The sequence below is a fragment of the Thalassiella azotivora genome (assembly GCF_054781695.1).
On sequence record NZ_BAAGTX010000060.1, the window covers coordinates 1 to 510 of the forward strand.

Sequence of the window (510 nt, forward strand, 5' to 3'; positions counted from 1 at the left end):
GGGCCGCGCTGGCCGTCCCGGTCGCCGTCGTCCTCGGCGGCGCGCTGCTGCTCGCGGTCCCGGCCGCGCTGCGCGCCCGGCGCTGGCGCGTCACCCACCCGCCCGCGGCGTCCCTGCGACGGTGGAGACCGGTGGCCGAGGCGGCGGTCGTCGTGACCGCGGTGGTCGCCGTGCAGCAGGCGACGCGTGCCGGGACGTCGGAGAAGCCCGCCGGGGACGTGGCGCCGGCCGCCGACCCGCTGGTCGTCGCCGCGGCCGTCCTCCTCGTCGTGACCGCGGCGGTCCTCGCCGCGCGGCTCACCCGTCCCGGGCACGTCGCTGCCCTCGCCGCGGCGGTCACCGCGACCGGTGCCCTGGCCTCCGCCTGGCTGGTGGCCGCCCGCGACGTCACGGCGGACGGCGCAGCCAGCGCGGCCAGCGCGGCCACCGCATCCGGTGCGGCCGGTGCGGCGGCTGCGACGGGCGCCGACCCGGTGCGACTGCCCGCCCTGCTGCTGCTCGCAGCGGCCG

At 82.0% G+C, this 510-nt stretch carries 1 pseudogene; it reads left to right on the forward strand.

Annotation, left to right across the window (positions count from 1 at the left end):
• Nucleotides 1–510, forward strand: a pseudogene (locus tag ACYVQV_RS18995) (hypothetical protein); the annotation flags it as partial.